The following is a 26549-nucleotide window of genomic DNA, read 5'->3' as shown; positions in this document are numbered from 1 at the left end:
GATAACTGATGACGTGAACGGCCAACCGGCCTGACGACAACCCTGAGCTGCTACACGGCTGAAAGGCCGTCACCCTAATTAGGGTCGTTAGGCATCGATTCTCATCGAGGCGCGGGGCCATAACCCCACTCAGACGCCGGATAGATGAAAGCAAGCCAAACACGCATCAAAAACAGTATTGCAGAAAAGGGGGTAACCATAGATGTAGCAGCTGCCGAAGGCTGCGTTCGGCTGCGAAGCAGTCGTGAAGTCAGACGACGCGGTGTGTCAGGAAAACCGCATGTGCAGGTTTTACGACTGCTTCGCAGCCGAACGCAGCCTTCGGCAGCTGCTACAGGGGAGCGCCGCCAGACCTCAGGCCGTCAGTAGACATCACGCAAATAGCGTTTCTGCTCGCTCAACTGGCGCCAGTAATCAGTGGCGCTTTCCGGGCTCAGGCCACCATGGTTTTGCGCAACCTGGCGCAAGGCCTGGTCGACATCCTTGGCCATGCGGCTGGCATCACCACAGATGTACACCTGCGCACCTTCCTGTAGCCAGCGCCACAACTGGGCACCCTGTTCACGAATTCGATCCTGCACGTAAATTTTCTGCGCCTGATCGCGGGAAAAAGCCAGGCTGAGTTGGGTGAGCAGGCCATCGCGCTGCATGCCTTGCAATTCTTCACGATAGTAAAAATCGGTCGCAGCGTGCTGCTCACCGAAAAACAGCCAGTTCTGGCCCTTGTCGCCCCGTGCACGACGTTCTTGCAGAAACGCCCGAAACGGCGCCACGCCCGTACCGGGGCCGATCATGATCATCGGCAGGTTGCCATCGGCGGGCGCGCGGAAGTGTTTCGATGGCTGGACGAAGACCGGGACGTCAGCGCTTTCTACGCGGTCGGCAAGAAAGGTCGAGGACACGCCCTTGCGTTTGCCATAACGCACGGCGGCAACGGTGAGATGGACTTCCTCAGGATGCGCCTTGGGGCTGGAGGAAATTGAATACAGTCGTGGTTGCAGGCGCTTGAGGGTGCCGAGCAACTCGCTGGCCGAGCAGTCGAGCGGAAACTCCTGCAACACGTCCGCCAGTTGCCGACCCCACAGCCAGTCTTTCAATTGGGCCTTGCGTTCACTGCCCAGCAGCTGTTTCAACGCCGGATTGCTGCTGCGTTCGGCGATGAACGCCAGGGTGTCGTTGTTGGGCCGGGCGATTTCAAAGTGCTCGGTGAGTGCCTGGTGCAGAGGGACTTCGCCGAGCTTGTCGATGTTCACGGTGGTGTCGGCACAGAGGCGGGTCAGATCGAGCAACTCACTCACCAGCTCCGGGCAGTTGCGTGGCCAGACGCCCAAGGCATCGCCAGCCTCGTAATTCAGTCCGGAGTCCGCCAGCGCCAAGGAAAACTGGCGGGTTTCCTTGTTGGCGCTTTGCTTGTTCAGGTGACGGTTGACCAGCAGCCGTGAAGCAAACGGGTTGGCCTTGCCGGGTGTCGCAATAGGGCTGGCGACAACGCTCGGGGTGGGCTCGACCGTTACCGGCAGCGCTGGAGTCAGCGTTTGTTGGAATTGGGCCAGCCACGTGTCCGCGCGCTCCTCGAATTCCGTATCGCAGTCGACGCGGTCCAGCAGCCGGGTGGCGCCCAATTCCTGTAGACGCTGGTCGAGCTTCTTGCCGTGCTGGCAGAACTGGTCGTAATTGGGATCGCCCAGTGCCAGTACCGCAAAGTGTAGGGAGTCCAGACGTGTCTCGGTGGTGCTCAAGGTGCTCCAGAAGCCTTCGCCATTATCCGGTGGATCGCCGTCGCCGAAGGTGCTGCTGATCAGGGCAAGATGGCGGGTGCTTGCCAGTTTGCTCGCAGGGAAGTCGGCCATTGCGCTCAGTTCTACGGTGATACCGCTATCGCGCAAACGCGAGGCAAAACGCTCCGCCAACGCTTCGGCATTCCCTGTTTGCGAAGCCCACAACAAAGTCACTGCGGGTGCTGTCGGCAGAGGCGAAGATTCAACGCTGCTGCCGAGTCGTGGAGTACCCGACTCGACCCGGCTGAACAACCCGCCCAACACACCGTCAAGCCACAACCGTGTGCCGTCGGCCAGCGGCGCGTTCGGCGGCAGCGCAGGCACGCCAGCGGCCTGGCGACCCGCCGTGGATTGCAGGCCACTGAGAAAACCGGCGAGGTAGGTGCGCTCGTTCTCGTTCAATGGCGGGGGCGGCAGACTGCTGATGCCGGCGAGATCGGCGAATGCCTCGATGCACGACATGGGAAGTTCCTCTGGTGAAGGCGAAGAAGGGGGGAGGTCGACAGCGGTAGGCACAGGTACGTCGAGAAAGGCATGCTCGATCAATTCAACCCGCTGCAGCGCGACCGCGCAGAATTTGAATTCAGGCTGTAGCGAAATCGGGTCGACGGCATCGTGGGTGACGGCATTGATCGCCAGGTTTTCGCCAAACACATCGTTCCAGTGAAACGGCGCAAAACAATTGCCCTGACGCACCCGGTCGGTCACCACGGCCGGTAACACGGCGCGCCCACGCAGCGAGCGGATCTCGACGTGATCCTTGTCCTTAATGCCGAAGCTGGCGGCGTCTTCCGGATGAATCTCAACGAACGGCCCCGGATTGAGCTTGTTCAAGGTCGCGACCTTGCCGGTCTTGGTCAGGGTGTGCCATTGGTGCTGCAAACGGCCGGTGTTGAGGACGAAGGGGAATACCTCGTCCGGCATTTCCGCTGGCGGCATGTGCGGGCGGGCGAGGAATATGCCCTTGCCGCGCTCGGTGGCAAACACGATGGCCGGCTGGCTGCCATCGGCCCCGACCTTGAGCGTCTGGCTCACACCATTGTTCAGGTAGCGGATCGGATTACGAGCCTCGGCGTCATCCGAGGCGCAGGGCCATTGCAACGGTTTTTCGCGCAGGCGCGCATAACTTGCACCGCGAATGTCATAGCCGGTCTTGGGGTTCCAGGCGCGTTTGATCTCTTCAAACACCTCTGCAGAAGAGGCGTAGGTGAATGCCTGTGCGAAGCCCATTTCGCAGGCGACCCTGGCGATGATCTGCCAGTCGGGCAACGTCTCACCGGGTGGCTCCACGGCCTTTTGCATCAGCGTCAGGTTGCGCTCGGAGTTGATCATCACCCCTTCGGCTTCGGCCCAGAGCGCACCCGGCAGGAGGATGTCGGCGTAGCGATTGGTCTCGGTGTCGAGGAACGCGTCCTGGGTGATGACCAGTTCGGCGGTCTGCAATCCTTCAATCACTTTCTGGCGGTTGGGGACGCTGGCGACCGGGTTGGTGCAGATGATCCAGCAGGCTTTTATCTGGCCGGCGCACATCTGTTCGAACATCGCCACGGTGCCTGCGCCGACGTCGCGAGGCAGGCTATCGTGCGGGATGCTCCACAAGTCCTCGATGAACAGCCGATCAGCTTCGACCAGCACTGAACGTTGGCCCGGCAGGCCCGGCCCCATGTAACCCATTTCGCGTCCGCCCATGGCATTCGGTTGCCCGGTCAGGGAAAACGGCCCGCTGCCTGGCCGGCAAATAGCGCCGGTGGCCAGGTGCAGGTTGCACAGGGCATTGGTGTTCCAGGTGCCGTGGGTGCTTTGATTCAGGCCCATGGTCCAGCAACTCATCCACTCGGCGGCCTCGCCGATCCATTCAGCAGCCTGGCGAATGTCCGCCTCGGGAATGCCGGTGATGGCTGCGACGTTCTCCGGTGAATAGTCCTCAAGAAAGTCGGGCATCGCTTCCCAGCCTTCGGTGAAGGAGGCAATGAAGTCCGGGTCGGTGTGGCCGTTTTTCACCAGCAAGTGCAGCAAGCCATTGAGCAGTGCCAGATCGGTGCCGGGTTTGATCGGCATAAACAGGTTGGCTTTGTCCGCCGTGGCGCTGCGCCGTGGATCGACCACGACCAGCTTCGCCCCGGCCTTGACCCGATCCATCATGCGCAGGAACAGAATCGGATGACAGTCGGCCATGTTCGCGCCGATGACGAAGAACAGCTCCGCGTGATCGAAGTCCTGATAAGAACCGGGTGGCCCATCGGCACCCAGCGAGAGCTTGTAACCGCTGCCTGCGCTGGCCATGCACAGGCGCGAATTGGACTCGATGTTGTGGGTCCGGACAAAGCCTTTGGCCAACTTGTTGGCCAGGTATTGGGCTTCCAGCGACATCTGCCCGGACACGTAGAACGACAGGGCGTCGGGGCCGTGAGCGTCGAGGATCTCGCGCAGCCTTCTGGCGGCTTCACTGATCGCCTGGCCCATGGCGATGCGCGACGGGCCTCGATTGCGCGCCTGGCGCAGGGAAGCGGTTTCCATCCGGCCCGACTCGGCGATGGCCTGGCCGCAGGTAGTGCCTTTGGTGCAGAGTCGACCGAAGTTGGTCGGATGGGTCTTGTCTCCGGTGACCTTGATCACCCGGTTGTTTTCAACCTGCATGACGATACCGCAGCCCACACCACAATAAGGGCACACGCTGCGCACGGTTTGGTTCGCCATCCTCGCCCCTCGAATCTCAGCCAGCAGCTGACCGGTCCAGAAACAAAAAAGGCGCCATGTGACCCTCCGTAGAAAACGGGGGTTACACGGCGCCTTTGTCGTATAAATGCAATCAGCGTTGACTGCGTGTCAGGTGATTGCAAACAGCGGGCCAGAATACTCCGGGCCCGGCTGTGTCGGGGTTTTCAGGCGGGTAGCGGTTGGGGATTGCGGGGTTGCTTGCACTTTTATATAGCGATTGGCAGCCCCGTGCACCAGTCCAAGGCGAGCGCGCTCAATGAACGCGACCTCACTTTTTCGACGATTTACTGCTGGTCGGTATGTGCAGATAAGCCATCACGCTTTCGGTCAGTTCGGTCGCCAGCTTCACGGCTTCCTTGTTGCGCGCCATCACGCCTGCAACCAAACCTTCGATCAAGGCGAGCACGGCGATGTTGGAACTGGTCATGACCGGGTGGTCGGCGGGGGCGAACAGCGTGTGTTCAGCGATGCTGGTGAGCGGTGAGGCGGGTGAATCGGTGATGGCCAGCACCGAGGCGCCGCGCTCGTTGGCGAAGCGGGCGAGCTGCAGGGTGTCGAGGGAATAACGCGGCAGGGAGATCGCCAGCAACACGTCCTGGTCGGTGATCGCGGCCAGGCGATAAGCGGCGTTTTCGTTGCCGCCCTCCATGCTGATGGCGGTGGCGTCGGCGCAGAAGGGCATCAGGGTCGAGGCGGCGAGGCCGGCGAAGTAGACGCTGTTGCCGAAGCCGAGGATGTAGATTTTGCGCGCGGTGGTCAGGCGCGTAACGAACGCTTCGAAGGTGTCTTCGTGGTTGTTGGTTGCTGCGGTAGCGAGGTTGCTGGTGGCGCTCTGGATTTGTTCATGCAGGCCAGACGCACCGCCGGGGCGATGGGCCAGTTCGTTGCGCAGCTTGTCGACCGGCGAGACCATCTGCTGCAAGGTCGCGACCAGCTCGGATTTCATGCCGGTGTAGCCACCCAGGTTCAAGGCCTTGGCCAGGCGGTTGACGGCGGCGGGTGAGGTCGAGGTTTCGTGAGCCATTTCTTCAATGGTCAGCGTCGCGGCTCGCAGCGGGTGACGCAGGATAAAGTCCGCCACCTTGCGCAGCGACGGCGGCAATTCGGTCACGATCTCCGCCAGTTTGCGCATCACCGGTGCGGCATAGACCGTGGTGTTTTTCGAGGGGGTCGGCATATGCGGCTCAACTATTCCTGAGGTTAATAACGCTGGCGGGAGTGTATCCGAAGCCGCCCTTCGGTTAAGCAATTTCAGCCGCAACGCAAACTTTGTAGCCGCTGGCGCGTTCGGCTCTGTAGCAGCTGTCGAGCTTGCGAGGCTGCGCTCGGCTGCGAAGCAGTCGTGAAATCAGGCAATGCGGTCCTTCAGGAATACCTCGCGCTCAGGTTTTACGACTGCTTCGCAGCCGAACGCAGCCTCGCAGGCTCGACAGCTGCTACAAAGTCTGTGTTGCGGCGGGTTGGGTTATTTCAGGCTTCCCGCCAGAAACTGTTGAAGACGCTCGGACTGCGGGTTGACCAGCACCTCGCGCGGATCGCCGCGTTCTTCGACCAAGCCCTTATGCAGAAACACCAGTTGGTTCGAAACCTCGCGAGCAAAGCCCATTTCGTGGGTCACGACCACCATGGTGCGGCCCTCAAGTGCCAGGTCCTGCATGACTTTGAGCACTTCACCGACCAGCTCCGGGTCGAGCGCCGAGGTCGGCTCATCGAACAGCATCACCTCAGGCTCCATCGCCAGTGCCCGGGCAATCGCCACACGCTGCTGCTCACCACCCGACATATGGGCCGGAAACGCATCCTTGCGATGCGCCACACCGACCTTGTTCAAGTAGTGCTCGGCCTTTTCCCTGGCCTCTTTCTTGTCCATGCCCAGCACATGCACCGGCGCTTCCATGACGTTTTCCAGCGCACTCATGTGCGACCACAAATTGAAATGCTGAAACACCATCGACAGTCGCGACCGCATGCGTTGCAACTGCTTGGGTTCGGCCGCCTTGAGCCCGCCGAGCTTGTTGCTCACCAGTTTCAGTGGTTCACCGTTGAGCACAATGTTGCCTGCGTTGGGCTGTTCCAGCAGGTTGATGCAGCGCAGAAAGGTGCTTTTGCCAGAGCCGCTGGAGCCGATGATGCTGATCACGTCACCGGCCTTCGCTTCCAGCGATACGCCTTTGAGCACTTCGTGGCTGCCGTAGCTTTTGTGCAGGTCCTGAATTTCAAGTTTGTACATAATTTCAACTCTCTGGAATCAGTCGCTGAGCAAGCGGCCTTGGCGAATCGGGGTACTGCCGGCCACTTTGGCCAACCACAAACCGGGCTGGGCAAAACGCAGGCGTTCGCGGGCATAAAGGATGCCGTCGGTGCTGGCGCACACCACACTGTGGCGATCGGTCAGCGGGTCAAGCACTTCGAACAGCGGGTCGCCAACCTTGACCCTCGCGCCCAGCGGTTGCAGAAAACTCACCACGCCAGGGTGCGGTGCGTAGGCGTACTGGGCACCGGCAAAGGGCGTTGCTTCGCAGCCTGATTCCGGCGCGGCAGGCCAGTCACCGCTGATCAAGCCCTGCTCGGCGAGATAGCCGAGAATCGCTTCTGCGCTGTCGATGCATGGCTCGCGCTCGGTGTCAGCCATGCCGCGCAGTTCAATGGTGGTCGCCACACAGGCCAGCGGAATGTTGGCCTGCGGGAAACGCTCGGCGAGCTGCAACCACGGTATCGCGCAAGCTTCATCGAATGCGTTACCGCCCGCGGCCTCGGCCAATAGGGCAACACCCGCGTCCAGGCGAGCGGCCAGTGAACGCAGGCGCGGCCAGTTTTGCGGCATGCTGTAAAGCAGCATGATCGACTCGAAGTCGCAGTGCAGGTCCAGCACCACATCGGCGTCGCAAGCGTGCTGCATCAACAAGCAACGCAAGCCGTCGAGTTCGGATGTCGGTGCCGGCATGTCCTTGAGGGATTCGCGCATGGCATGGCGGATCAGCGCGATGTTGGCGTCGGCATCGTCGCCCAGCTGTCCTTCCAGCAACGGTGCCACGGCGTCGGCCAACTCCGGGAAGTCGCGATTGAAATTCTTGCCGCTGGAGAATTCGAAACGGCCCTGATGGGTGGCCTGGAACATCTGCCCGATGCCGATCGGATTGGCCATCGGCACCAGCTCGATCACCCCGGTCAGGCGACCTTGTTCTTCCAGTTCGCGCAGGCGCCGCTTGAGTTCGACGGCAACGCGCATCCCCGGCAGTTCATCGGCATGCAAGGAGGCCTGGATGTAAGCCTTGCGCGGCCCGCTACCAAAACGAAACAGCGACAGGTGTCGTTCAGTGCCCGAGGCACTCCACGGCAAGAGGTATTGAATGTGCTTCATAAAATTCCTTAGTGCTTGCGCGGTGCCAGGTACGCCAGCCAGCGGCGCTCGGCCAGCTTGAACAGACGCACCAGGATGAAGGTCAGGGCCAGGTAGATGAGGCCGGCGGTGATGAACGCCTCGAACGGCAGATAGAACCGCGCACTGACCGTACGCGCGGCGCCGGTGATGTCCACCAGCGTGACGATCGACGCCAGGCTGGTGGTTTGCAGCATCATCAATACTTCGTTGCTGTACTGCGGCAGTGCCCGGCGCAACGCCGAGGGCAAGAGAATCCGCCGGTACAGGGTGAAGCGCGACATGCCCATGGCCCTGGCCGCTTCGATCTCACCGTGGGCGGTGGCCTTCAAACTGCCGGCCAGCAGTTCTGCGCTGTAGGCACTGGTGTTGATCGCAAAGGCCAGGCAGGCGCAAAAGGTGGCGCTGGAGAGGTATGGCCAGAGCACGCTTTCCCGCACCGCCGCGAACTGCGCCAGGCCGTAGTAGATCAGGAACAATTGCACCAGCATCGGCGTGCCGCGAATCACGTAGGTGTAGAGCCAGGCCGGGAAGTTGATCAGCGGTGACCGCGACACGCGCATCAGGGCTAACGGGATCGCCAGCACGAGGCCAAACGCCAGGGAAATCAGCAGGACTTTGAGGGTCAACAAGGCGCCATTAAAGTACAGCGGCAGGTTTTCCCAGATCAGGTTGTAGTCGAGAATCATGGGTGGCTCCCCCTCACAGTTCGGCGGCTTTGATGCCGACCGAGTAGTGTTTTTCCAGATAGCGCAGCACCAGCAATGACAGGCTGGTCAGCATCAGATAGAGCGCCGCCACCGCAAGGAAAAACGTGAACGGCTCATGGGTCGCGTCCGCTGCGTTCTTGGCTTTGAACATCATGTCCTGCAAGCCGATCACCGAGATCAGCGCGGTGGATTTGGTCAGCACCAGCCAGTTGTTGGTGAAGCCTGGAATGGCAAATCGAATCATCTGCGGCACCAGAATTCGCCAGAACACCTGCGTGCCACTCATGCCATACGCCGCACCGGCCTCGGCCTGACCTTTCGGGATTGCCATGAAGGCGCCGCGAAAAGTCTCCGAGAGATAGGCGCCAAAAATGAAGCCCATGGTGCAGACGCCAGCGATGAAGGGATTGATGTCGATGTAGCGGGTGTAACCGAGTGCCAAGGCAATGCGGTTCACCAGATCCTGGCCGCCGTAGAAGATCAGCAGGATCAACACCAGGTCAGGAATACCGCGAATCAGCGTGGTGTAGCCTTCGCCGAGCATGGCCAGCCATTTGAGCGGCGACAAGCGAAAGGCTGCGCCGATCAGACCGAGGGCAATCGCCATGGCCATGGAGGTCAGGGCGAGGTTAATGGTCAGCCAGGCGCCATCGAGAATGCTCGATCCGTAGCCGTGAAGCATGATGAAGTTCCTCAATCGAGCGCCGCAACGGGCGGCGCCAGGGGGCAGGCAGGCGTTTATTCGCCGTAGATATCGAAGGCGAAATACTTGCCCATCACTTGCTGGTACTTGCCATTGGCACGGATCGCGTCAATCGCGGCACTCAGGCGCGCAACGTTCACGCTGTCGCCTTTACGCACCGCGATCCCGGCGCCACGGCCGAAGTATTTCGGGTCGTTGATGTCTGGCCCGACCAAGGCGAAACCGTTGCCTGCCGGGGTTTTGATAAAGCTTTCATCGGTGTTGACGATGTCGGCGAGTGTGGCGTCCAGGCGACCCGAGGCCAGGTCGAGGAAGGCCTCATTTTGTGAGCCGTAACGCACCACCATGACCCCGGCTTTTTCAAGCTGCTCGGTGGCGAAACGGTCGTAGGTCGAGGAGCGTTGCACGCCGACTTTCTTGCCTTTGAGATCAACCGTAGGGTCGTTGATCACGTTGCCAGCCTTCATCGCGAACTTGCCGGGGGTGTGGTAATACTTTTTGCTGAAGTCGACCGACTTCATCCGGTCTTCGGTGATCGACATCGACGACAGCACCGCATCGATCTTGCGCACTTTCAGCGAGGGGATCATGCCGTCGAATTCCTGGATGACCCACTCACATTTCACCTTCATCTCTTCGCACAGGGCGTTGCCGATGTCGTAATCGAAACCGCTGACGTTGCCCTCCGGCGTCTTGAAGGAGAAGGGCGGGTAGGCGGCTTCGATACCGATACGCAGGCTGTCTTCGTCAGCGTGGGCCAGCAAACTTGCGGCGCACAGTGCCAGAGCACCTAGAAGTTCTGTCTTGTTCATATTGTTGACTCCCTGGGGGCGTGTTTTTGTGTGGCTATAAATGACACGTATTATTTCAGAAATCAACACGGTGAAAAAAAAGATATCAAAACGAGCTGCGAGAAAACCCGGACAACGGGTCAGCCCGGGGTTTAGCGGGAGGGCGAGTGGATATCTGCGCGAAGGTGATTATGCTTCTAGGCAACTTGCGGCGATGCGAGGCGGGCAGCCTGTTCCCATTCTTCGCGCAATCCGCGATCCGGTGACATCAGCCCAAGGGCCTGGGTGCGGCAAAGCGGGTGAGGTACTCCGGCCTACAACAAGAGCACGACGGAGAAGACTCATGGCCACAATCGACAGCACAACCACGGGCAGCGCGCCCCACCACGGGATCACCAAGGAGGAGCGCAAGGTCATTTTCGCCTCGTCTTTGGGCACTGTGTTCGAGTGGTACGACTTCTACCTTTACGGCTCCCTTGCGGCGATCATCGCCAAGCACTTCTTCGCCGGGGTCAACGAGACAACGTCGTTCATCTTCGCGCTGCTGGCGTTCGCCGCGGGCTTTGCCGTAAGGCCTTTCGGCGCCATTGTGTTCGGCCGGCTGGGTGACATGATCGGGCGCAAGCACACCTTTCTCATCACCATTGTGATCATGGGTATCTCCACGGCCGTGGTGGGCTTCCTGCCCGGTTACGCGACCATCGGCGTGGCAGCACCGGTCATCCTGATCACCCTGCGGCTGTTGCAAGGCCTGGCCCTGGGCGGCGAGTACGGCGGGGCGGCGACTTACGTGGCCGAGCATGCGCCGAAAGGCAAGCGCGGCTACTTCACGTCGTGGATTCAAACCACCGCGACCCTCGGCCTGTTTCTCTCGCTGCTGGTGATCCTCGCCTGCCGCACGGTCCTGGGCACTGAGGCCTTCGAAGCCTGGGGCTGGCGGATTCCGTTCCTGCTGTCGATCCTGCTGCTGATCGTGTCGGTGTACATCCGCCTGCAACTCAGCGAGTCGCCGGTGTTCCTGAAAATGAAGGCCGAAGGCAAATCCTCCAAGGCGCCATTGACCGAATCCTTCGCCCGCTGGGACAACCTGAAAATTGTGATCATGGCCCTGCTCGGCGGCACCGCCGGCCAGGCCGTGGTCTGGTACACCGGGCAGTTCTATGCGCTGTTTTTCCTGCTGCAAACGCTGAAGATCGACCCGCAGACCGCCAACCTGTTGATTGCCGGCTCCCTGCTGATCGGTACGCCGTTCTTCGTCATCTTCGGCAGCCTGTCCGACCGCATTGGCCGCAAGGGCATCATCATGGCCGGCTGTATTCTCGCGGCGGTGACCTACTTCCCGATCTTCCATGCGTTGACCCAATACGGTAACCCTGACGTGTTCATCGCGCAGGAGAAGAACCCGGTCACAGTGATCGCCGATCCTGATCAGTGTTCGTTCCAGTTCGACCCGGTGGGCAAGGCCAAATTCACCAGTTCCTGCGACCTCGCGAAAACCGTGCTGGCGAAAAGAGCCATCCCCTACAAAAACGTGAAGGCTGAACCGGGCACCGTCGCGCAGGTGCGCATCGGCGACAAGGTGATCCCGAGTTTCGAGGGCACCGGCATGCCGGCCGCCGACTTCAAGACGCGCAACGATGCCTTCGCCGCCACCCTCGGCGCCGGGCTCAAGGAAGCCGGTTACCCTGAGAAGGCCGACCCCGCTAAAACCAATTACCCAATGGTGCTGTTGTTCCTGACCATCCTGGTGATCTACGTGACCATGGTCTATGGCCCGATTGCCGCGTGGCTGGTGGAACTGTTCCCCGCACGCATCCGCTACACCTCGATGTCGCTGCCGTACCACATCGGCAATGGCTGGTTCGGCGGCTTCCTGCCGACGGTGGCGTTCGCCATGGTCGCGGCCACCGGGGATATTTATTACGGGTTGTGGTATCCGATCGTCATCGCCGTGATGACGGCCATTCTGGGTACGTTCTTCCTGCCGGAAACCAAGGATCGGGAAATTCATCACACGTAAATGACTTGGCAGCAACACCGATCCTGTAGCCGCTGGCGAAGCCTGCGTCCGGCTGCGCAGCAGTCGTAAACCCTGAGTGCACGGTGAGTCTGATGCACCGCGGTGTCTAATTTTACGACTGCTGCGCAGCCGGACGCAGGCTTCGCCAGCGGCTACAGGGATCGTGTTATGGCTCAACCAAACTCTTGCATCGCATCCAGTAGTGCCTCACGAAAATAGGTTTTCGACGCCCGATCACAAAGGATGTGAAAACCCGGCTGTTGCGCGGTGCTGGAGTTGATCACGATCACATTGATGCGTGCCGCCGAGGTTTGCGCCACTGCACCGGGGCCGAACGCCAGTGGGCTCAAGTCGACGCCGCAGAGCTTGGCCATGACCTCGGCCAGGGGTTCGCCGCTCAGTTGAAAACAGGCATGGCTGTCCTGGCGCGGCAGCAGGTAATTGGCCTGATGATCCAGCTCCCAACGGGCTTCTTCGTCGGCGATGCGCTGGCCCAGGTCCGAGGGACTGCCCAGCAGCAGATACTCGGTCTGGGACAGGCGCGCCACTTGGCTGCCATCGGCCTGGATGATGGCGCGATTGGGGGTGTCCGGCAGGACAAAATCGCGGCCTTGCAGGTACGTGGCGCTGTGCGCGCCACGAAAACCGACCCGAGGCAGGTCAGTCAGATCGGTCAGGGTGCAGCTCGGCAATGGCGCGAGCGCGTGCTGCCCGACGCTGTGTTGTTCTCTCAGGCTGGTCATGGCTTAAAGCTCCTGCCGTTGGTTATCGGGATCGAAGAAGGGCAGCTTCACCACTTCGGCCTGGAGCAGAATGCCGCCTTCGACACGGATCGGAATGCGCTGGCCGGGTTGGCTCTGGTCGATGTCGGCGTAGGCCAGGCCGATGATTTTCCCCAGGGTGGCGGAATACTCGCAGGAGGTGACGCTGCCGCTGATGTCGGGGCCGTTGAGCACCAGGTGGCCTTCAAGCGGTTGCAGGCTGCCCTTGGGCAGGGCGAACCCCACCAGTTTGCGTTTCAGCGGTTGGGCTTCGAGGATGTCCACCGAACGGCGGCCGACGAAGAACGGCTTGGTGCGACTGACCGCCCAACCCATGTCGATTTCTGCCGGGTGAGTCATGCCGTCGGTGTCCTGGCTGATGATCACGTGGCCTTTTTCCAGGCGCAACAGGCGCTGGGTTTCGACACCGAAAGGGCGAATGTCGTGTGCCTTGCCGGCCTCCATCAGCGCATCCCACAGTGCCAACCCGTGCCGTGCAGGAACGTGGATTTCATACCCCAGTTCGCCGACAAAACCGACCCGCAGCAAGCGTGCCTTGATCCCGGCGACCGTGCCCTGACGCACGCCCAGATAAGGGAAGGCTTCAGCGCTCAGGTCCAGATCGCTACAGACTTTCTCAAGCACTTTGCGCGAGTCCGGCCCGGCGACGTTGACCGCGCAGATGGCCGCGGTGACGTTGGCGACGTCCACGTCCAGGCGCCACTGTGCATTCCACTTGAGCATCTGCTGATAGATCCGGTCGACGCCGCTGGTGGTGGCCGTGACGTAGAAGTGGTTTTCGGCAAACCGCGCGCAGACGCCATCGTCGATCACTACCCCGTGCTCATTGGTCATCAACGCATAACGCGAACGGCCGATCGGCTGTTTGAGGAAGGCAAAGGTGTACATCCGGTTAAGCAGTTCGGCGGCGTCCGGGCCGCGCACGTCCAGGCCGCCGAGGGTCGAGACGTCGATGAGGCCGACCTTGTTGCGCACGTGCAGGGCTTCGGCTTGCATGCAGGCCTCGCGGTCCTTGGCGCTGCCGTAATAGGCCGGGCGCTGCCAGATGCCGGCGGGCATCATCTTCGCCCCGGCTTGCAGGTGGCGAGCGTGCATCGGCGTTTGTCGGTAGGGGTCGAAGGCACGGCCGGCGACGTGTGCCAGTTTCTCCGCGACGAAGGGCGGTCGTGCCGTGGTCACCCCGGTTTCGCTGATGTTGCGTTGGGTCGCCCAGGCCACCAGGCGTGCGGTTGGTAACGCCGAGTGACGGCCCTGGGACGGGCCCATGCCGACGGTGGAGTAGCGTTTGACCAGTTGCACGTCGCGATAACCGATCCGGGTGGCGTTGACGATATCCGCCACTTGCAGGTCCTCGTCGAAATCGACGAAGTCCTTGCCCTTGGGGTGAGGGAAGATCGGCCAGTTGAAGTTGACCCGGGCTTCTGCGGCGAAAGATGCACGCTGGGTGTCAACCGCAAGGCCCAGGGCGAGCGCCGCATCGGCACCGGCGTTGACGCCATCGGCGATAACGTTGTCCAGTCCATGGCGGCCATTGACCGAGCCTGCGACCGCGAGGGTGTTTGGCAGGCCGCTGAGGGTGAACTCGGCGCGTTGGTCATCGTAGGCCAGTTTGCCGCCGGCCTGGCATAGCAGTTGATAGACCGGCATGTAACCGGCGGACATGCACAGCAAGTCGCAGTCCAGGATTAGCCCGCTCTCGGCGACCTGACCTTGCGCGGTGATTTTGCGGATGTCGACGCCAGTGACATGACGCATCCCTTTTTCGTGCAGGGCTTCGTACACCGTGCTGTTGTTCAGGCAGCGGATCTTGCGTTGCGCCAACGCTCCGAACAGCGAGGTGTTTGCCGGCGCATGGCGCAGGTCCACCACTGCCGCCACTTCCACACCTTGATCATGCAAATCGAGCGCCGCGAGGTAACCGTCATCGTTGCCGGTCAGCACCACCGCGCGTTTGCCGGGTTTGACCGCATACAGTTTCATCAAGCGTTGCGCGGCGCTGGTGAGCATCACGCCGGGCAAGTCGTTGTTGCGAAAGATCACCGGCTGATCGAAGGACCCGCTGCACACCAGGCACTGGCGAGCGCGCACTTTATACATACGTTTGCCCTGGATCACTGGCAGGTAATTGTCGGTAAACCAGGCGTTGCAGGTGGCTTGGGTCAGCACCTGAATATTGGCGTGTTGTTGCACCGCCGTGAGCAGTTCGCGGCGCAGGGATTCAGCTCTTTTACCTTCGATGTCGAACCGTGCATAGGTCAGCGAACCACCAAGAATCGGCTGCTGTTCAATGAGCAAAACTTTTGCCCCCGCGTTGGCCGCTGTCAGCGCGGCGTGCAGCCCGGCAGGTCCGGCGCCGATCACCGCCAGGTCGGTAAACAGGTAAGCCTTGTCGTAATACTCGGGCTTGAAGGTCAGGTCGAGCACACCGAGGCCGGCCTTTTTGCGAATGATCGGCTCCCAGACTTTCCACATGCCTTTTGGCTTGTAGAAAGAGCGGTAATAGAAACCCACCGGCATGAATTTGGAGAACTTGCCGAGGTAGGCATCGCGGTCGTTGTCCAGAGAGCCGTTGACGTTTTGCGCGGTCACCTGCAAACCGGCGGACAGCGCGTGAGCATCGGCCAGCACATTGGGTTCTTCAGGCAACTGCACCAGGCTGTTGGCGTCCTGGCCAGCCATGGTCAGCGGGCCGCGCGGGCGATGGTATTTGAACGAACGGGAGATCAGGAAACGTCCGTTAGCCAACAGGGCGCTGGCGATGCTGTCGCCTTGCAAGCCTTGATAACGGTCGCCGTCAAAACTGAAATCCAGCGGCTGATCACGATCGATCAACAGGCCCATGGGGGCGGGTAGGCGGTTCATCCTGCGATCTCCTTGGCGGCGGCTTTGAATTCGACACGGGTGTTGAAGAGCTCTTTGGGATCGAAGGTTCGGAGGATTTCGTCGGTGACGGTGTGCCGCTCCGCGAGAAACCAGTAGCTGGAAGGCGTATGCATCCACCACTCACGTACGACGCCGGCGAGGTTGTCGGTGTTGAACACGTAATCGGCCCATTCACCGTCACTGCACGTCAGCGGGTCGGGCATGGGTTTGAATTCACCGCCATAGGTGAACTCGCTGATATTGCGCGGCCCGTTGAGCGGGCAAATCATGATTTTCATCGTCTGCTCTCCGTCAGTGGCTGGCCGCTGTGGCGCCCATTTCGTTGACTTGCTGGAAGGTCGAGAAACGCTCCAGGCTGAACGGCTTGATCAGCTCCGGCACCTTGCCGCCGCTGGCCACCAGTTCGGCCATGGTCTTGCCGCAGATCGGCGTGGCCTTGAAGCCCCAGGTGCCCCAGCCGGCGTCGAGGTAATAATTCTTCACCGGCGACAGGCCCATGATCGGGCTGTAGTCCGGGGTCATGTCGGTGATGCCGGCCCATTGGCGCATCAACTTGGCGTTGGCCAGGAACGGGAACATCTCGATGGCGTGCGCCAGCAGGCTTTCCTTGAGGTCCAGCGTCGAGCGTGTGTTGAACAGCGGATACGGGTCGGAACCGCCACCGAATACCACTTCGCCACGGCTGGTTTGCTGCACGTAGCAGTGCAGGGCGGAGGAACTCACCAGCGGATCAAGAAACGGCTTGAACGGCTGGGTGACCATCGCTTGCAGCGGGAAGGTCTGGATCGGCGAACGGATCCCGGCCTTGGCCATCAGCAAGGAACTGTGCCCGGCAATCGCCTGCACCGCACAGCCGCACTTGATGGTGCCGCGATTGGTTTTCACCGCAGTGATGGCGCCGTTTTCGATGATCAGGTCCTGGACTTCGGTGAGCTGATGGATTTCCACACCGCGTTTAGCCGCCTGTTTGGCGTAGCCCCAGGCCACGGCGTCGTGGCGCGCGGTGGCGCCGTCGATGTGCCAAAGCCCTGCGAGCACCGGCAAGTGGCCGGGATCGAGATTGAGGCTGGGCACCAGCTCGCGAATCTGCTGGCGGTCGATCATCTCGGTGCGCCCGCCGAAGTGTTTGTTGACCTCGGCGCGCTGGCGGAACGAACGCACGGTGGCATCGGTGTGGGCCAGGGTCAGTTGGCCGCGTTCGGAGTACATGATGTTGAAATCGAATTCGTTGGACAGCGACTGGAACATCCGCACCGACTCGGCATAGAAACGCACGCCTTCGCTGGTCAGGTAGTTGGAGCGGATCACCGCGGTGTTGCGTGCGGTATTGCCGCCGCCCAGATAGGACTTCTCCAGCACCGCGATGTTGGTGATGCCGTGGTACTTGGCCAAGTAGTAAGCCGTCGCTAGACCATGGCCGCCGGCACCGATGATCACCACGTCATAGCTCGATTTGAGTTCCTTCGGCGGTGGCAAATCCACTTCCACCGGGTACTCCGAACTCAGCCCGTATTTCAATAGATTGAATGGCATACGGCCTCCGATTGGCTGCGTTGGGCCTGGTGTTGCGCAAGGGCCGCGGTCACGGTGTTTTTCATCAGGAAGGCGATGGTCATCGGGCCGACTCCACCGGGGACCGGGGTGATCGCCGCGACTTGGGTCAGGGCGCTGTCAAAGTCGACATCGCCTACCAGACGGCTGCGGCCATCGTCCTCGATCCGGTTGATACCGACGTCGATCACCACCGCACCGGGCTTGAGCCAACTGGCGTCGATCAGCTGTGGACGGCCGACGGCGGCGATGACGATGTCTGCCTGGCGGCACAGGGCCTGCGCATCGAGACTGCGTGAATGCAGCACAGTCACCGAGCAGTCGGCTTGCAGCAGCAGGGCGGCCATGGGTTTGCCGACGATGTTCGAACGGCCGATCACCACCGCGTGCTTGCCGCGCAGATCGCCGCAGGTTTGTTCCAGCAAATACAGGCAGCCGCTGGGCGTGCAGGGCGCGAGTACGCTGCGACCCTGGCTCAGACCGCCGACGTTCTGACTGTGGAAGCCGTCCACGTCCTTGTCCGGGGCGATCGCTTCCAATGCGCGCAATTCATCGATGTGCGCTGGCAACGGCAGTTGCAGGAGAATGCCGTGGATCGAGCGATCGGCATTCAGTCGGGCGATCAGAATGAGTAACTGTTCCGTGCTGGTGTCCGTGGACAGCCGATGTTCCAGCGAGCGAATGCCCACTTCTTCGGCACGCAGGATCTTGTTGCGCACGTAGACTTGGCTGGCCGGGTCGCTGCCCACCAGAATCACCGCCAGCGCCGGTTGAAGGTCTTGCTCGCGCAGGCGCTCCACGTCCTTGCGGACCTGTACCAGCACACGGGCGGCGGTGGCTTTGCCGTCGATCAATTTATGCGTGTTCACCGGAAGATCACCGTTCTGTCCTGGTTGAGGAAAACCCGATGCTCCAGGTGGTACTTGACCGCCTTGGACAGGGCCACGGTTTCGGTGTCGCGGCCGGTGGCCACCAGATCGTCGGGCAGGTAGACGTGATCGACGCGCTGCACTTCTTGCTCAATGATCGGTCCCTCGTCGAGGTCGCTGGTGACGTAATGGGCGGTGGCGCCAATCAGTTTCACGCCACGCTGGTAGGCCTGGTGATAAGGCTTGGCGCCCTTGAAACCGGGCAGGAATGAATGGTGAATGTTGATCGCCCGCCCCGAGAGTTGTTTGCACAGGTCATCAGAGAGGATCTGCATGTAACGCGCCAACACCACGAGTTCGGTGCTGGTGTCGTCGACGATCTTCATCAGCTCGGCTTCCTGCCGGGCCTTGGTGTCTTTGGTGACAGGTAGATAGATGAAACGAATGCCTTCGCGTTCGGCCATGGGCCGCAGGTCGAGGTGATTGGAGACGATGGCGGTGATGGTCATGTCCATCTCGCCCTTGTGGTAGCGGTAGAGCAGGTCGGTCAGGCAGTGGTCGAACTTGCTGACCATCAGCAACACGCGCATCGGTTCGCGGGTGTCGTGCAATTCCCAGGACATGTCGAACGCTTGGGCGACGTCGGCGAAACCGTCCTTGATCTGTTGCAGATCGCCGACGTGGCCGTCGTTGAAACGGAAGACTGCGCGCATGAAAAAGCGGCCGCTGAAGTCGTCATCGAATTGCGCCATCTCCCCGATGTAGCAACCGTTGTCCGCCAGGTAAGTGGTGACGGCAGCCACGATGCCGGACACCGCGGGACAGGTGATTTTGATGATGAAATGGTTTTTTTCGTGTTGCATGACACGTCCTCGGGATGATGGCGGCAGCTCATCGCATAGCGAAAAAAGTGTCAGCGAACAGCGGGCTCATTCCTTGAGCGCATTTTCTTGTTAGGAATAAATTATTCCTGTTGGTGACTTTATAGGGGAAGTGGGGGCGTGGCGTCTAGGGGTTTTGTGAAAGTTTTTTAACTGGGGGGAATTTTTTGGATGGCGGGTTAGCGATTCCCTGTAGGAGCGAACTTGCTCGCGAAGGACTCAAATATGTTGCGTTCATCCTGTTGAAAACCGTCATCGTTAACGTTCTTCGCTGGCAAGCCAGCTCCTACATTCGACCGCGTTGGTCCGGGCAACCCGATCAACTGTAGGAGCTGGCTTGCCAGCGAAGATCTCAAATGCACCGCGTTTATCCTGCTGAAACGCGTCATCGTTAACGAACTTCGCTGGCAAGCCAGCTCCTACAGTTTGTTTGGGGTGCATCTGCGAGAGATTGGTTGGCTGTCAGGGCGCCTTTACTCTTTGTCACTCCCATAATTCATGATCGACAAAAGCCGAATCGGCACCTGTACCAACTCTTCCGGCCCATGCGGAATTTCACCTTCAAACGTCAAACTGTCACCCGCCTCCATGCGATACAGCTGATTCCCATGGCGATAAATCAGCTCACCCTCCAGCAGATGGAGGAACTCGGTGCCAGGGTGCGAAAAGGTCGGAAACTCCTCACTCGCATCATCCATGCTCACCATGTAAGCCTCAAAACTCTTCTTCGGCCCACGCGTGTGATTGAGCAGATGGTACGTATGGCCTTTCTCCGTACCGCGGCGCACCACTTCCATTCCCTGATCGGCCTTGACCAACAACGCACTGCCATCCTGCTGATCGTATTCGCTGAACAACTTCGACAACGGCAGGCCCAGCACATCGCACAGACGGCTCAGGGTATCGAGGCTGGTGGACACCTGGGCGTTTTCGATCTTGCTCAACATGCCCTGGCTGATATCGGCGATCTTCGCCACGTCAGACAGTTTCAGATCCTGCGCCTGACGCTGGCGCTTGATCTGCAATCCCAGGTATTGCTCAAGCTTGAGGCGCGGGGCGGTTTCGGTCGACATAGTCATCAGATCCTGCACACTTTCCGTTCAGTAATATTAGTTTCGCACTGAGAAAGTGCAAATCGCGGCGCTCGGCGCGCATCCCTCGGGCGGTATTCCCACTGGGAAAAGAATATTCCCATATATACAGCACAAAAGCGCCTCTCACGGCGTATCAGCGTCGCACTCGCGAATCTGGCAAGGGCCTTGCATTCCTATTGGGAAACTAACTTTCTTTTTAGGAATAAAAAGACAGTCACGGCCAATCCACAACGTTTTGCCTTTCGCGAGGAGTGACACGCAATGTTGCCAGCAGAAACCCAGCGCATCATCGACAAGCACGAGATCAAGTACGTGCTTGCGCAGTTTGTGGATATTCACGGTGCAGCCAAGACCAAATCGGTGCCGATTTGTGGTCTCAAAGCCGTCGCCGAAGAAGGAGCAGGTTTTGCCGGGTTCGCGATCAGCGGCATGGGCATGGAGCCCCACGGCCCGGATTTCATGGCTCGCGGTGACTTGTCGACCCTGACGCCGGTGCCTTGGCAACCGGGTTATGGCCGGGTGGTGTGCATCGGCCATGTCGACGGCAAGCCGCATCCGTATGACAGCCGCTATGTGCTGCAGCAACAAGTACAGCGCCTGGAAGAAAAAGGCTGGACCCTCAACACCGGCCTGGAACCCGAGTTCAACCTGATGCGCCGCGATGAGAGCGGCAAGCTGCAACTGGTCGACCCCAGCGACAACCTCGACAAGCCTTGCTACGACTATAAAGGCCTGTCGCGCTCCCGGGTGTTCCTTGAACGCCTGACCGAAGCCTTGCAGGCGGTGGATTTCGAGATCTATCAAATCGACCACGAAGACGCCAACGGCCAGTTCGAGATCAACTACACCTACAGCGACGCCATGACCTCGGCGGACCGCTTCACCTTCTTCCGCATGGCCGCCGGTGAGATTGCCAATGACCTCGGCATGATCTGCTCGTTCATGCCCAAGCCTGACCCGAAACGCGCCGGCAACGGCATGCATTTTCACCTGTCGATCAGCAGTGCCGACAACAAGAACCTGTTCCATGACGCCAACGACCCGAGCGGCATGGGCCTGTCGAAAATGGCCTATCACTTCGCGGCCGGTTTGCTTGCCCATGGCCCGGCGCTGTGTGCCTTCGCTGCGCCGACAGTCAACTCCTACAAGCGTCTGGTGGTCGGTAACTCGTTGTCCGGCGCAACCTGGGCGCCGGCCTTCATTGCCTTCGGCGCCAACAACCGCTCGGCGATGGTGCGGGTGCCTTACGGCCGCCTGGAATTTCGTCTGCCGGACGCTGGGTGCAATCCCTATCTGGTCAGTGCCGCGATCATCGCTGCCGGGCTGGACGGCATCGACCGTCAGCTGGAAATCGACCACGTCTGCAATGAAAACCTCTACAGCCTGAGCCTGGAGCAGATCGCTGCGCGCGGCATCAAGACCCTGCCGCAATCGCTCAAGGAAGCCTGCGACGCGCTCGAAGCCGACCCGCTGTTCGCCGAGGTGCTGGGCCCGCAGATCGTTGGCGAGTTCGTCAAGCTCAAGCGCATGGAGTGGGTGGAATACAGCCGCCACGTCTCCGATTGGGAGATCCAGCGCTATACCGAATTTTTCTGATTTGTTGCATCGACAACCATTCGGGCACCCGGCACGGCGCCGGGTGCTCAGTGCCTTCGAAGGAGACTTGATATGTGTGGAATCGTAGGTCTTTACCTGAAAAATCCGCAGCTGGAATCCCAGCTCGGCAAGCTCTTTGAACCGATGTTGCAGGCCATGACCGATCGTGGCCCGGACAGCGCCGGTTTCGCCATCTACGGCGATGAAGTGGCGGATGGCTGGGTCAAGCTGACGCTGCAAGCGACCACCGATGGCTTCGACTGGAAAACCCTGATGGGCGAACTGGAAGGGCGCCTTGGCTGTTCGCTGGACTGGTTCCAGAACGCCAGCGCCGCCGTGCTGAAGATCCATGCCGAAGAGGCGCCGGTCCGTCTGGCCCTCGCCGAACTGGCGCCGAGCGTGCGGATCATGAGTGCGGGGCAGAGCATCGAAATCCTCAAGGGCATGGGCTTGCCCCAAGAGATTTCCCAACGTTTTGGCCTGGCCAGCATGAAGGGCAGCCACATCATCGGCCACACCCGGATGGCCACCGAAAGTGCGGTGACCATGGAAGGCAGCCACCCGTTTTCCACCGGCGCCGACTTGTGCCTGGTGCACAACGGCTCGCTGTCCAACCACTTCCGTCTGCGCCAGGAACTCAAGCGCGAAGGCATCCATTTCGAGACCGACAACGACACTGAAGTGGCCGCCGGTTACCTGACCTGGCGCCTGCAACAGGGCGATTCGTTGAAGGAGGCGCTGGATCATTCGCTGGAAGACCTGGACGGTTTTTTCACCTTCGCCATCGGCACCCGCAACGGTTTCGCGGTGATCCGCGACCCGATTGCCTGCAAGCCCGCGATCCTCGCCGAGACCGACGACTACGTCGCCATGGCCTCCGAATACCAGGCGTTGTCCAGCCTGCCGGGAATCGAAAACGCCAGGATCTGGGAGCCGGCACCGGCCACCCTGTACATCTGGGAACGCGAGTCAGCTTAAGGAGCGCACACATGAAAACCATCGATCTTTCCACTGCCACCGTGCGCGACCTCAATCAGGCGCTGCATGACCAGGTGAATGCTGTTGAGGACCGTGAGTGGGTCGTCACTCATTCCAATGGCAAGCACAACCTCGCGGTCGGGGTGAACCAGGCCGTGTCCATCGATATCCAGGGCCACGCCGGTTACTACTGCGCGGGCATGAATCAAAAAGCCTCGATCACCGTGCACGGCAATGTCGGTGTCGGCTGCGCCGAGAACATGATGTCCGGCTACGTCCGGGTCAAAGGCAGTGCCTCGCAGGCGGCCGGTGCCACGGCCCATGGCGGGCTGCTGGTGATCGAAGGCGACGCCGGGGCGCGCTGCGGGATTTCCATGAAAGGCATCGACATCGTCGTCGGCGGCAGCATCGGCCATATGAGTTGCTTCATGGGGCAGGCCGGTCGTTTGGTGGTCTGTGGTGATGCCGGCGATGCACTGGGCGATTCGTTGTATGAAACCCACATCTACGTCAAAGGAACAGTTGAGTCCCTGGGCTCGGACTGCATCGAGAAAGAGATGCGCGCCGAGCACCTGGAAGAGTTGCAAGTGCTGCTCAACCGTGCCGGTTTCGACCACCAGGCGGCTGACTTCAAGCGCTACGGCTCGGCCCGTCAGTTGTACAACTTCAAAGTCGATAACGCGTCCGCGTACTGATCCAGGAGCCATAACATGAGCGAGAAAACCCCTCCGGTACTGCGTGAGTCAGCTACCTTCGACCGCCTGACCATCCAGGAAATCCAGCGTGCCGCGGAAACCGGCATCTACGACATTCGCGGCGGTGGCACCAAGCGCAAACTGCCACATTTCGATGACCTGCTGCTGCTCGGTGCCAGTGTTTCGCGCTACCCGCTGGAAGGTTATCGGGAGAAGTGCGGCACAGACGTGATACTCGGCAACCGCTTCGCCAAGAAGCCGATTCACCTGAAGATTCCGGTGACCATCGCCGGCATGAGTTTCGGCGCGCTGTCGGCCAATGCCAAGGAAGCCCTGGGCCGTGGCGCGACCATCGCCGGCACCAGCACCACCACTGGTGATGGTGGCATGACCCCGGAAGAGCGCGGCCAGTCGCAGCATCTGGTTTATCAGTATCTGCCCTCCCGTTATGGCATGAACCCGGACGATCTGCGCAAGGCTGACGCGATTGAAATCGTTCTGGGGCAGGGCGCCAAACCCGGTGGCGGCGGTATGTTGCTGGGCATGAAAGTCACCGAACGTGTGGCCGGTATGCGTACCTTGCCGATCGGTGTCGACCAGCGCAGCGCTTGCCGTCATCCGGACTGGACCGGGCCGGATGACCTGGCGATCAAGATTGCCGAGCTGCGGGAAATCACCGACTGGGAAAAACCGATCTACGTGAAGATTGGCGCGAGCCGGCCGTATTACGACGTTAAGTTGGCGGTGAAGGCCGGGGCCGATGTGATTGTGCTCGACGGCATGCAAGGCGGGACTGCGGCGACTCAGGAAGTGTTTATCGAGCACGTCGGCATCCCGATTTTGTCGGCCATCCCGCAAGCGGTACAGGCTTTGCAAGAGATGGGCATGCATCGCACGGTGCAGTTGATTGTGTCCGGTGGTATTCGCAACGGTGCCGACGTGGCCAAGGCCATGGCGATGGGGGCGGATGCGGTGGCCATCGGCACGGCGGCGTTGATTGCCTTGGGCGATAACCATCCACGACTGGACGAGGAACTGAAAAAAATCGGCTCGGCGGCCGGTTTCTATGATGACTGGCAGAACGGCCGTGACCCGGCTGGCATTACCACTCAGGACCCGGAGCTGTCCAAGCGTCTGGACCCGGTGGAAGGCGGCCGACGTCTGGCCAACTACCTGCGCGTCATGGTGCTGGAGGCCCAGACCATGGCCCGTGCTTGCGGCAAGTCGCACCTGCACAACCTTGATCCTGAGGATCTGGTGGCATTGACGGTGGAGTCGGCGGCCATGGCACGGGTGCCGTTGGCGGGGACTAATTGGGTGCCAGGTTCCAGATACTGAGGTGTAACCCCGTAGGAGCTGGCTTGCCAGCGAAGGCGTCCTTACGGCTTGTGCAAGGCTCAGGAATGCCTTCGCCGGCAAGCCGGCTCCTACAGGTATGGGTGTCAGCTATTCGAAGAGACCGAAAAGGTCCGTCGCTTTGCCATTTGCTCACTGCCAGGCACTTTCCATTTTTTTGCAGGAGCTTTGAACATGGTTAATCGTCTTCTCGGCAAATCCCTTCTTGGCTTACTGGCGGCCGGTGCACTCGTGCCACTGGCGCAGGCGGCCGATGCACCAACTTTGAACACGGGTAGCACCGCCTGGATGGTTACTGCCGCGGTGTTGGTGCTGTTTATGTGTCTACCGGGTCTCGCCTTGTTTTACGGCGGACTGGTGCGGGCGAAAAACATGCTTTCGTTGTTTACCCAGTGCTTCGGTATCGCCGGTCTGGTGGGTGTTTTGTGGGTGATTTATGGCTACAGCATGGTGGTCGACAGCACCGGCATGGTCGAGGGGCAGGTGACCTTCAACAGCTTTGTCGGCGGTTTGAGCCGGGCGTTTCTGGCCGGCATGACCCCCGAGAGTCTGGTCGGGGATATACCGGAAGGCGTGTTCGTGACCTTCCAGATGACCTTCGCCATCATCACCCCGGCGCTGATCGCCGGGGCGTTCGCCGAACGCATGAAGTTCTCGGCGGCGCTGCTGTTCATGGCGCTGTGGTTCACCCTGGTTTACGCCCCGGTGGCGCATATGGTCTGGGGCGGCTCGGGGGCGTTGATGCATAACTGGGGCGTGCTGGACTTTGCCGGCGGCACCGCGGTGCATATCAATGCCGGTGTCGCGGCGCTGGCGGCGTGCCTGATTCTCGGCAAGCGCAAGGGCTATCAAAATACCCCGATGCCGGCGCACAACCTGAGTTTGACCATGGCCGGTGCGGCGATGCTTTGGGTCGGCTGGTTCGGCTTCAACATCGGCTCCGGTGGCGGTCTTAGCGGCACCTCCGGCATTGTCATGCTCAATACCCAACTGGGCGCGTGTGCCGGCATTCTCGGCTGGATGTTTACCGAGTGGTTCAAGGTCGGCAAGCCGAGTGCGCTCGGTCTGGCCAGCGGTGCCTTGGCCGGTCTGGTGGGGATCACGCCAGCATGCGCGTATGTCGGTGTTGGTGGTGCGTTGGCCATCGGCCTGCTGTGCGGAGTGTTCTGCTATTTGAGCGTCACTGTGCTCAAGCGCCGCTTCGGCTATGACGACAGCCTTGATGTGTTTGGTTTGCACGGCATCGGCGGGATGATTGGCGCAGTGTTGACCGGGGTGTTTTGTGTGCCGTCGATGGGCGGTTTGGTCGAAGGTGTGACCATGGGCGCTCAGGTTGTGGCACAGGTCAAGGGTGTGCTGTTGACGACGGTTTACTGCTTTGCCATCAGTTGGGTCATTCTCAAGGTGGTCAACGCGTTGGTTGGCTTGCGTGCGGATGAGTCGGTGGAAGACATGGGGCTGGATCTGGCTGAGCACAATGAGCGTGCTTACAACCACTGATCCTGAGGGTTGATCGACTTGCGAAAAACCCCGTCGTTGTTGACGGGGTTTTTTGCGGGTGTACACCGACCAAATTGTAGGAGCTGGCTTGCCAGCGAAGGACTCGAATGCGCCACGTTTACCCTGTTAAAACGCGTCATCGTTAACGTTCTTCGCTGGCAAGCCAGCTCCTACAGTTGATCGAGTTGCCTGGACGAACGCGGTGGAATGTAGGAGCTGGCTTGCCAGCGAAGATCTCAAATGCGCCACGTTTATCCTGTTAAAA

Annotated in this window: 20 protein-coding genes; 6 read left to right on the top strand and 14 right to left on the bottom strand. The window is 60.4% G+C overall.

Going from position 1 to position 26549, the window contains the following annotated elements:
- Positions 1-362: 362 nt before the first annotated feature.
- The 7 genes from AEQ67_RS06785 to AEQ67_RS06755 form a co-directional block, all read right to left on the bottom strand.
- On the bottom strand, positions 363-4475 hold the full coding sequence (locus tag AEQ67_RS06785) for a bifunctional nitrate reductase/sulfite reductase flavoprotein subunit alpha (protein ID WP_059403128.1): 4113 nt from the start codon (positions 4473-4475) through the stop codon (positions 363-365).
- A 289-nt stretch (positions 4476-4764) separates the two neighbouring features.
- Positions 4765-5673, bottom strand: coding sequence for a MurR/RpiR family transcriptional regulator (locus AEQ67_RS06780; RefSeq protein ID WP_059403127.1), 909 nt, complete (start codon positions 5671-5673; stop codon positions 4765-4767).
- A 288-nt stretch (positions 5674-5961) separates the two neighbouring features.
- Complete coding sequence (locus AEQ67_RS06775; protein WP_059403126.1) at positions 5962-6726, bottom strand: ABC transporter ATP-binding protein; 765 nt, start codon at positions 6724-6726, stop codon at positions 5962-5964.
- 18 nt (positions 6727-6744) lie between these two features.
- Positions 6745-7857 carry a succinylglutamate desuccinylase/aspartoacylase family protein gene (locus AEQ67_RS06770; protein WP_059403125.1) on the bottom strand — a complete coding sequence of 371 codons (1113 nt, stop codon included), beginning with the start codon at positions 7855-7857 and terminating at the stop codon, positions 6745-6747.
- An 8-nt stretch (positions 7858-7865) separates the two neighbouring features.
- Positions 7866-8564 carry an ABC transporter permease gene (locus AEQ67_RS06765; RefSeq protein ID WP_059403124.1) on the bottom strand — a complete coding sequence of 233 codons (699 nt, stop codon included), beginning with the start codon at positions 8562-8564 and terminating at the stop codon, positions 7866-7868.
- Positions 8565-8577: 13 nt separating this feature from the next.
- Entirely contained in the window at positions 8578-9267 is a 690-nt protein-coding gene (locus AEQ67_RS06760) for an ABC transporter permease (protein ID WP_059403123.1), read from the bottom strand.
- Between the two features lie 56 nt (positions 9268-9323).
- Positions 9324-10100 carry an ABC transporter substrate-binding protein gene (locus tag AEQ67_RS06755; protein ID WP_059403122.1) on the bottom strand — a complete coding sequence of 259 codons (777 nt, stop codon included), beginning with the start codon at positions 10098-10100 and terminating at the stop codon, positions 9324-9326.
- 322 nt (positions 10101-10422) lie between these two features.
- On the opposite strand from AEQ67_RS06755, the gene AEQ67_RS06750 reads away from it, so the two are divergent.
- Entirely contained in the window at positions 10423-12099 is a 1677-nt protein-coding gene (locus AEQ67_RS06750) for an MFS transporter (protein ID WP_059403121.1), read from the top strand.
- A 173-nt stretch (positions 12100-12272) separates the two neighbouring features.
- Here the strand turns inward: AEQ67_RS06750 and AEQ67_RS06745 are convergent, their stop codons facing one another.
- The 7 genes from AEQ67_RS06745 to AEQ67_RS06715 form a co-directional block, all read right to left on the bottom strand.
- On the bottom strand, positions 12273-12842 hold the full coding sequence (locus tag AEQ67_RS06745; RefSeq protein ID WP_059403120.1) for a sarcosine oxidase subunit gamma: 570 nt from the start codon (positions 12840-12842) through the stop codon (positions 12273-12275).
- Positions 12843-12845: 3 nt separating this feature from the next.
- On the bottom strand, positions 12846-15743 hold the full coding sequence (locus AEQ67_RS06740) for a 2Fe-2S iron-sulfur cluster-binding protein (protein WP_059403119.1): 2898 nt from the start codon (positions 15741-15743) through the stop codon (positions 12846-12848).
- The gene (locus tag AEQ67_RS06735) at positions 15740-16042 is read right to left on the bottom strand and encodes a sarcosine oxidase subunit delta (RefSeq protein WP_059403118.1); all 303 of its coding nucleotides are present in this window, start codon (positions 16040-16042) and stop codon (positions 15740-15742) included. Before AEQ67_RS06735 ends, AEQ67_RS06740 begins: the two co-directional genes overlap by 4 nt.
- A gap of 13 nt (positions 16043-16055) precedes the next feature.
- Positions 16056-17297 (bottom strand): FAD-dependent oxidoreductase, encoded by a 1242-nt coding sequence (locus AEQ67_RS06730; RefSeq protein ID WP_059403117.1) that lies wholly within the window; start codon positions 17295-17297, stop codon positions 16056-16058.
- On the bottom strand, positions 17279-18184 hold the full coding sequence (gene folD, locus AEQ67_RS06725; RefSeq protein WP_059403116.1) for a bifunctional methylenetetrahydrofolate dehydrogenase/methenyltetrahydrofolate cyclohydrolase FolD: 906 nt from the start codon (positions 18182-18184) through the stop codon (positions 17279-17281). The genes AEQ67_RS06730 and folD overlap by 19 nt, the downstream gene beginning before the upstream one ends.
- Entirely contained in the window at positions 18181-19047 is an 867-nt protein-coding gene (gene purU, locus AEQ67_RS06720) for a formyltetrahydrofolate deformylase (RefSeq protein WP_059403115.1), read from the bottom strand. The genes folD and purU overlap by 4 nt, the downstream gene beginning before the upstream one ends.
- A 491-nt stretch (positions 19048-19538) precedes the next feature.
- A complete protein-coding gene (locus AEQ67_RS06715) occupies positions 19539-20138 on the bottom strand; it encodes a helix-turn-helix domain-containing protein (RefSeq protein WP_059403114.1) in 600 nt (199 codons plus the stop codon).
- A gap of 282 nt (positions 20139-20420) precedes the next feature.
- Between AEQ67_RS06715 and glnT the strand changes: the two genes are divergently transcribed.
- The 5 genes from glnT (at position 20421) to AEQ67_RS06690 (ending at position 26284) form a co-directional block, all read left to right on the top strand.
- Positions 20421-21755: a type III glutamate--ammonia ligase gene (glnT, locus tag AEQ67_RS06710; RefSeq protein WP_059403113.1), complete on the top strand. Its 1335-nt coding sequence runs from the start codon at positions 20421-20423 to the stop codon at positions 21753-21755.
- A 72-nt stretch (positions 21756-21827) separates the two neighbouring features.
- A complete protein-coding gene (locus AEQ67_RS06705) occupies positions 21828-22733 on the top strand; it encodes a class II glutamine amidotransferase (RefSeq protein WP_059403112.1) in 906 nt (301 codons plus the stop codon).
- Positions 22734-22744: 11 nt separating this feature from the next.
- Positions 22745-23428, top strand: coding sequence for a protein glxC (locus tag AEQ67_RS06700; protein WP_059403111.1), 684 nt, complete (start codon positions 22745-22747; stop codon positions 23426-23428).
- A 15-nt stretch (positions 23429-23443) separates the two neighbouring features.
- A complete protein-coding gene (locus AEQ67_RS06695; RefSeq protein WP_059403110.1) occupies positions 23444-24766 on the top strand; it encodes an FMN-binding glutamate synthase family protein in 1323 nt (440 codons plus the stop codon).
- A gap of 192 nt (positions 24767-24958) precedes the next feature.
- Positions 24959-26284 (top strand): ammonium transporter, encoded by a 1326-nt coding sequence (locus AEQ67_RS06690; RefSeq protein ID WP_059403109.1) that lies wholly within the window; start codon positions 24959-24961, stop codon positions 26282-26284.
- The last annotated feature ends 265 nt before the right edge of the window (positions 26285-26549 follow it).

The organism is Pseudomonas sp. RIT-PI-q, assembly GCF_001297125.1.
In the GTDB taxonomy this organism is placed as follows: Bacteria; Pseudomonadota; Gammaproteobacteria; order Pseudomonadales; family Pseudomonadaceae; genus Aquipseudomonas.
The sequence above is the reverse complement of the archived record's forward strand: the minus strand, read 5'-3'. Positions and strand labels throughout refer to the sequence as shown.

Bases quoted from the DNA above. Each gene is read 5' to 3' on its own strand.
- AEQ67_RS06785 (WP_059403128.1), bottom strand. From the start codon at position 4,475: ATGGCGAACCAAACCGTGCGCAGCGTGTGCCCTTATTGTGGTGTGGGC.
- AEQ67_RS06780 (WP_059403127.1), bottom strand. From the start codon at position 5,673: ATGCCGACCCCCTCGAAAAACACCACGGTCTATGCCGCACCGGTGATG.
- AEQ67_RS06775 (WP_059403126.1), bottom strand. From the start codon at position 6,726: ATGTACAAACTTGAAATTCAGGACCTGCACAAAAGCTACGGCAGCCAC.
- AEQ67_RS06770 (WP_059403125.1), bottom strand. From the start codon at position 7,857: ATGAAGCACATTCAATACCTCTTGCCGTGGAGTGCCTCGGGCACTGAA.
- AEQ67_RS06765 (WP_059403124.1), bottom strand. From the start codon at position 8,564: ATGATTCTCGACTACAACCTGATCTGGGAAAACCTGCCGCTGTACTTT.
- AEQ67_RS06760 (WP_059403123.1), bottom strand. From the start codon at position 9,267: ATGCTTCACGGCTACGGATCGAGCATTCTCGATGGCGCCTGGCTGACC.
- AEQ67_RS06755 (WP_059403122.1), bottom strand. From the start codon at position 10,100: ATGAACAAGACAGAACTTCTAGGTGCTCTGGCACTGTGCGCCGCAAGT.
- AEQ67_RS06750 (WP_059403121.1), top strand. From the start codon at position 10,423: ATGGCCACAATCGACAGCACAACCACGGGCAGCGCGCCCCACCACGGG.
- AEQ67_RS06745 (WP_059403120.1), bottom strand. From the start codon at position 12,842: ATGACCAGCCTGAGAGAACAACACAGCGTCGGGCAGCACGCGCTCGCG.
- AEQ67_RS06740 (WP_059403119.1), bottom strand. From the start codon at position 15,743: ATGAACCGCCTACCCGCCCCCATGGGCCTGTTGATCGATCGTGATCAG.
- AEQ67_RS06735 (WP_059403118.1), bottom strand. From the start codon at position 16,042: ATGAAAATCATGATTTGCCCGCTCAACGGGCCGCGCAATATCAGCGAG.
- AEQ67_RS06730 (WP_059403117.1), bottom strand. From the start codon at position 17,297: ATGCCATTCAATCTATTGAAATACGGGCTGAGTTCGGAGTACCCGGTG.
- purU (WP_059403115.1), bottom strand. From the start codon at position 19,047: ATGCAACACGAAAAAAACCATTTCATCATCAAAATCACCTGTCCCGCG.
- AEQ67_RS06715 (WP_059403114.1), bottom strand. From the start codon at position 20,138: ATGTCGACCGAAACCGCCCCGCGCCTCAAGCTTGAGCAATACCTGGGA.
- glnT (WP_059403113.1), top strand. From the start codon at position 20,421: ATGTTGCCAGCAGAAACCCAGCGCATCATCGACAAGCACGAGATCAAG.
- AEQ67_RS06705 (WP_059403112.1), top strand. From the start codon at position 21,828: ATGTGTGGAATCGTAGGTCTTTACCTGAAAAATCCGCAGCTGGAATCC.
- AEQ67_RS06700 (WP_059403111.1), top strand. From the start codon at position 22,745: ATGAAAACCATCGATCTTTCCACTGCCACCGTGCGCGACCTCAATCAG.
- AEQ67_RS06695 (WP_059403110.1), top strand. From the start codon at position 23,444: ATGAGCGAGAAAACCCCTCCGGTACTGCGTGAGTCAGCTACCTTCGAC.
- AEQ67_RS06690 (WP_059403109.1), top strand. From the start codon at position 24,959: ATGGTTAATCGTCTTCTCGGCAAATCCCTTCTTGGCTTACTGGCGGCC.